The organism is Streptomyces phytophilus (assembly GCF_013870535.1).
In the GTDB taxonomy this organism is placed as follows: domain Bacteria; phylum Actinomycetota; class Actinomycetes; order Streptomycetales; family Streptomycetaceae; genus Streptomyces; species Streptomyces phytophilus.
This window is the reverse complement of the sequence record NZ_JACBXC010000359.1, coordinates 1-5,122: the sequence shown is the minus strand read 5'-3', so window position 1 is coordinate 5,122 and position 5,122 is coordinate 1. Positions and strand designations below refer to the sequence as shown.

The 5,122-nt window shown below is 71.5% G+C and carries 3 protein-coding genes and 1 pseudogene; 2 read left to right on the top strand and 2 right to left on the bottom strand.

Annotated elements, in window-relative coordinates:
* A pseudogene (locus H5J30_RS16885) lies at positions 1–321 on the bottom strand (oxidoreductase); the annotation flags it as partial.
* 86 nt (positions 322–407) lie between these two features.
* On the opposite strand from H5J30_RS16885, the gene H5J30_RS16880 reads away from it, so the two are divergent.
* Complete coding sequence (locus tag H5J30_RS16880; RefSeq protein ID WP_181788257.1) at positions 408–1,391, top strand: ATP-binding protein; 984 nt, start codon at positions 408–410, stop codon at positions 1,389–1,391.
* On the opposite strand, the gene H5J30_RS16875 is transcribed toward H5J30_RS16880, so the two are convergent.
* Entirely contained in the window at positions 1,379–2,545 is a 1,167-nt protein-coding gene (locus tag H5J30_RS16875) for a polysaccharide deacetylase family protein (protein WP_181788256.1), read from the bottom strand. The two genes, H5J30_RS16880 and H5J30_RS16875, sit on opposite strands and share 13 nt — an antisense overlap.
* A gap of 444 nt (positions 2,546–2,989) precedes the next feature.
* Between H5J30_RS16875 and H5J30_RS16870 the strand changes: the two genes are divergently transcribed.
* Positions 2,990–5,122: SulP family inorganic anion transporter (locus tag H5J30_RS16870; RefSeq protein ID WP_181788255.1), on the top strand; the 2,133-nt coding region annotated here is incomplete at its 3' end.

Genomic DNA, 5,122 nt, shown 5'->3' with positions numbered 1-5,122 from the left:
CTGCATCGGCGACTGCCGCCAAGTGCTCAGCAGTTGCCCCGCCTCGGCGTTCACCCGGAGCGCACCGCCCACGGTCCGCGGCTCACCCGCGCCGGAGAAGTCGCTGCGCCGCCGTACCTCCTCCAGCGCCCAGTCCGCGCCCGACAGCGCCGCCGAGGCCCGCGCCCCGCGCAGCGCCGCCTCCGCGGACACCTCGTTGCTGCGCCGCCGCATGACCCGGTGCCCGTAGACACGATCGACCGCCCTCCTTACAGAGGACACCGCCTCCTCCACTCCCGGGAGGGTGCTCAGGGCCGCCAGCGGGTCGGTCACGCTCGTCATGCGTACGAGACTACGCAACCCGATGGGGTGGACTTGTCCAGCCCTTTCCCTGACCGCGAGCCAAGATCCCGCTACCGTTTCTGAACATGAAGATCGCTTTCGTGGGAAAGGGCGGCAGCGGCAAGACCACCCTGTCGTCCCTCTTCGTCCGGCATCTCGCCGGCACCGGCCGCCCCGTGCTCGCCGTCGACGCGGACATCAACCAGCACCTGGGCGCCGCCCTCGGGCTCGACGAGGAGGAGGCCGCCCGGCTGCCCGCGCTCGGCGCGCAGCTCCCGCTTATCAAGGAGCACCTGCGCGGCACCAACCCGCGGATCGCGGACGCCGCCGGCATGATCAAGACGACGCCTCCCGGCGCGGGTTCCCGCCTGCTCACGGTCACCGGGGACAATCCGGTGTACGCCGCGTGCGCCCGCCCCGTGCGGTTGGACAACGGCTCCGTGCGCCTGATGGTCACCGGCCCGTTCACCGAGGCCGACCTCGGCGTCGCCTGTTATCACTCCAAGACCGGCGCGGTGGAGATGTGCCTCAACCACCTGGTCGACGGGCGCGAGGAGTACGTCGTCGTCGACATGACGGCGGGCAGCGACTCCTTCGCCTCCGGGATGTTCACGCGCTTCGACATGACATTCCTTGTTGCCGAGCCCACCCGCAAGGGCGTCTCCGTCTACCGCCAGTACAAGGAGTACGCCCGCGACTTCGGCGTCGCGCTGCGCGTCGTCGGCAACAAGGTGCAGGGCCCGGACGACCTGGAGTTCCTGCGCGCGGAGGTGGGCGCCGACCTGCTGGCCGCGTTCCCGCACTCCGACTGGGTGCGGTCGATGGAGAAGGGCCGCCCGCCGGCGTTCGCACTGCTGGAGGAGCCTGCCGCGCAGGTCCTGCGGGAGCTGTACGGGGCCGTGGACGCCTCGTACGAGCGGCGCGACTGGGCCCGTTACACCGACCAGATGGTGCACTTCCACCGCAGGAACGCGGAGAGCTGGGGCAACGCGAAGACCGGGGCCGATCTGAGGGACCAGATCGACCCCGGCTTCGTCCTGGGCGAGACCGCGCCCCTTCAGCCCGCCTGACCCTGCTTGGCGTCCGCGGTGCCGGCGTGGTCCTTCTGCGCGGAGGACCCCGCCGGTCCGGCGGCGCGCTGCGCGGTGCCGCGCTTCGCCGGCGCCGACAGGAACTTCTCCCAGCCCTTCGCCGGCTGTTCGCCCACGTCCAGCGTGCGCAGCCGGGCGAGCGTCGCCGGGTCCTGGGCGTCCAGCCAGTCCGCCAACTGCCGGAAGGAGACGCAGTGCACGTCCTTCTTCTTGCAGACGGTCTTGATGGTGTCCTCTACGGCGCGCATGTACGCGCCGCCGTTCCAGCTCTCGAAGTGGTTTCCGATGACGAGGGGCGCGCGGTTGGTCGTGTACGCGCGCTCGAAACCCGCCAGTAGCCCCTCGCGCATCTGCCGTTCGAAGGCCGCGTGCTGGGCGGCGGGGGCATACGCGGTGCCCGACTGGTTGGCCATGAAGTTGTAGTCCATGCTCACGACTTCGAAGGAGCGGCCGGGGAACGGGACCTCCTGCAACGACAGGTCCCAGATGCCCTCCTTCTTCTTGGGCCACACCTGGCTGCTGACACCGCTGGTGTCATAGCGGAAACCCATCTCCTTCGCGGCCTTCATGAGGTTCTTCTGCCCCTCCAGGCAGGGCGCGCGACCGCCGACCAGCTCCTTGTCGTAGTCGAAGGGAAGCGGATCCGCCTTCTTCCGGCCGGTGTTCGTCTTCCACTGCTGCACGAACTGCTTGGCCTGCGCGATCTCGCTCTTCCAGTCCTCCTTCGACCAGCTCGCGACGCCCGTACGGCCGCAGAAGTGGCCGTTGAAGTGGGTGCCGATCTCGCTGCCCTCCAGCCAGGCGCCGCGGACCTGGTCCAGGGTGGCCGCGACCTCCTCCTCGTCCAGGTAGCCGATGTCGGAGGCGCCGCGGGCGTGGCCGGGGGGCGCGTACTCCATACGCTTCTCGCGGGGCAGGACGTAGACGCCGCTGAGGAAGTACGTCATGGCCGCGTCGTTCTCCCGCGCCACCTTGCGGAAGTGGGAGAAGAGCCGCTGGCCGTCCTCGCCGGCGCCGTCCCAGGAGAAGACGACGAACTGCGGCGGCTTGCCGCCGGCCGCCATCCGGCTGATCGTCGGCTGGTTGGGCTGGGTGCCGGTGTAGGCCGTGGAGCCGTCGCCGATGAGCTTCATCGGCCGGCCGTTGCCGGGTGCCGCGTCGTCGCTGCCCGAACCCCGCGAATCGCCGTCCGATCCCGCACCCGGAGAACAGCCTGCGACCGCCACACCCCCCAGTGCGAGAACGCCGCAGATTCCCACGGTCGCCCGCCATGTTCCGAACAAAGCTCCCACCTCTTCCCGACGCCGCCAGGGACGCGCTGACTCGAATAGCCGAATGCACGCACGATTTCTCGCCGCACGCTCAGAAAGAGGGATAACCAGGAATTCAGATTATCTCTCTGTATTCACTCGATGGATGGGAGAAGTGGGCCGTCCAGCGCAAAACGCTTCGCTCACTCTTTACGTGGCATTACGATTCGTTTACTTGACCTTGAGGGTCACCGAACCGTCACACTGAGTAACGTAACCCGTGTGCCCGTGCTGCACGACGCCCCCTCCGCATCGAGGAGACGCCACATGCCCGCAGGACGCCCGACGCCTCTGGGAAGCCCTTCCGCCGAGCGCGCGAAGGATCCGGAACGCGAACCGGAACACGACCCGGAACACACGGGAGACCCCGAACCCGCCGAGCCCGCAGCACGCGCCGCCGTCCCCGGGCCCGCCGCTCCCCCCGAACACCCCGCGCCCCGGCGGCCCCTCGTCGCGGACCTGTCCGCCTCCGTGACCGTCTTCCTCATCGCCCTGCCGCTCTCCCTGGGCATCGCGCTGGCCACCGGCGCCCCGCTCCAGGCCGGGCTGCTGTCAGCGGCCGTGGGCGGCATCGTCGTCGGCCTGATGAGCGGGGCGCCGCTGCAGGTCAGCGGGCCCGCCGCCGGGCTGACCGTGGTCACGGCGGACCTCATCCAGCAGTACGGCTGGCGGGCCACCTGCGCCATCACCGCCCTCGCGGGGCTCACGCAGCTCGCGCTCGGCTCGCTCAAGGTGGCCCGGTCCGCGCTGGCCGTCAGCCCGGCGATCGTGCACGGCATGCTCGCGGGCATCGGCGCATCCATCGCGCTGGCCCAGCTGCACATCGTCCTCGGCGGCAGCCCGCACAGCTCGCCGGTCGACAACACCCTGGCGCTGCCCGGCCAGTTCGCCGACCTGCACCCGGGGGCCGTGTCGGTCAGCGCCGTCGTCATCGTGGTGCTGCTGGGCTGGCCGTGGCTGCGCGGGCGGGGCACGAGGCCGCTGCGGTACGTACCGGGGGCGCTGGCCGCCATCGTGCTCGCGACCGGCCTCGCCTCCCTCATCGGGCTGCGGCTGCCGCGCGTCGACCTGCCGTCGTGGAGCAGCCACGCGCTCGCGGGGATGCCCGACGGGCCGGTGCTGGGGCTGGCGTCGGCCGTGGTGACGGTGGCGCTGGTGACGAGCGTGCAGTCGCTGCTGTCCGCGGTGGCGATCGACAAGCTGGCGGCCGCCCAGGAGGGCGGCTGCCCCGTGCCGCGCGCCGACCTCGACAAGGAACTGCGCGCCCAGGGCGCGGGCAACGTCCTCGCGGGGCTGCTCGGCGGGCTGCCGGTGGCCGGGGTCGCGGTGCGCAGTTCGGCGAACGTCGCGGCGGGGGCGGTCAGTCGCGGATCCGCGGTGCTGCACGGCGTGTGGGTGGTGCTGGCGTCGCTGCTGCTGGTGGGGATGCTGGAGCTGATCCCGCTGGCGGCGCTGGGGGCGCTGGTGATGGTGGTCGGCATCCAGATGGTGAAGATCAGCCACGTACGGTCGGTGCGGCGGCACCGGGAGGTCGTCGTGTACGCGGCGACCGTGGCCGGCGTCGTGGTGCTGGGCGTGCTGGAGGGCGTCGCCGTGGGGATCGCCGTGGCGGTGGCGGTGTCGCTGCACCGGCTGTCCCGTACGCGGGTGACGCTGCAGCGGCGCCACGGCGGCGCGGCGGCCGGGACCCGGGAGGCGCCGGAGGACACGTACCTCGTGCACGTGCGCGGGCAGCTCACCTTCCTTGCCGTGCCGCGGTTGAGCCGGGTGCTCGCGCAGGTACCGCAGGGCGCGACGGCGGAGGTGGAGCTGACCGGCTCGTTCATGGACCACGCCGCGTTCGAGACGCTGCAGGAGTGGCGCCAGGCGCACATCGCGCACGGCGGCGCCGCGGAGCTGATCTCCGCCACGGGCCGGCGCATCGCCGAACCGGCCACCGCGCACCACTGCCATCCCTGGGCACCGTGGCGCAACCACTGCTGCGTCACGACGCCGGAGCGGCACGCCCCGGCGCACCGGCTGCTCAGCGGGATCAGCAACTTCCAGCGCAACACCGCGCCGCGGGTGCGCGAGGAGCTGGCGCGGCTGGCCCGCGAGGGGCAGCGGCCCACCCAGCTCTTTCTCACGTGCGCGGACTCCCGGGTGGTCACCAGCATGATCACGTCGAGCGGTCCTGGCGACCTGTTCACGGTACGGAACGTGGGGAACCTGGTGCCGCTGCCGGACAGGACCGGAGACGACGCCGCCGATGCGGCCCTGTCCGACGACTCCGTCGCGGCGGCGATCGAGTTCGCCGTCGAGGTGCTGCGGGTCGAGTCGATCACGGTGTGCGGGCACTCCGGCTGCGGCGCGATGCAGGCGCTGCTCGACGAGGAGGCCGCGCACGAGGACGCCGGGCCC

Excerpts from the sequence above, each read along its gene's own strand:
- H5J30_RS16880 (WP_181788257.1), top strand. The coding sequence starts at position 408 with ATGAAGATCGCTTTCGTGGGAAAGGGCGGCAGCGGCAAGACCACCCTG.
- H5J30_RS16875 (WP_181788256.1), bottom strand. The coding sequence starts at position 2,545 with ATGAAGCTCATCGGCGACGGCTCCACGGCCTACACCGGCACCCAGCCC.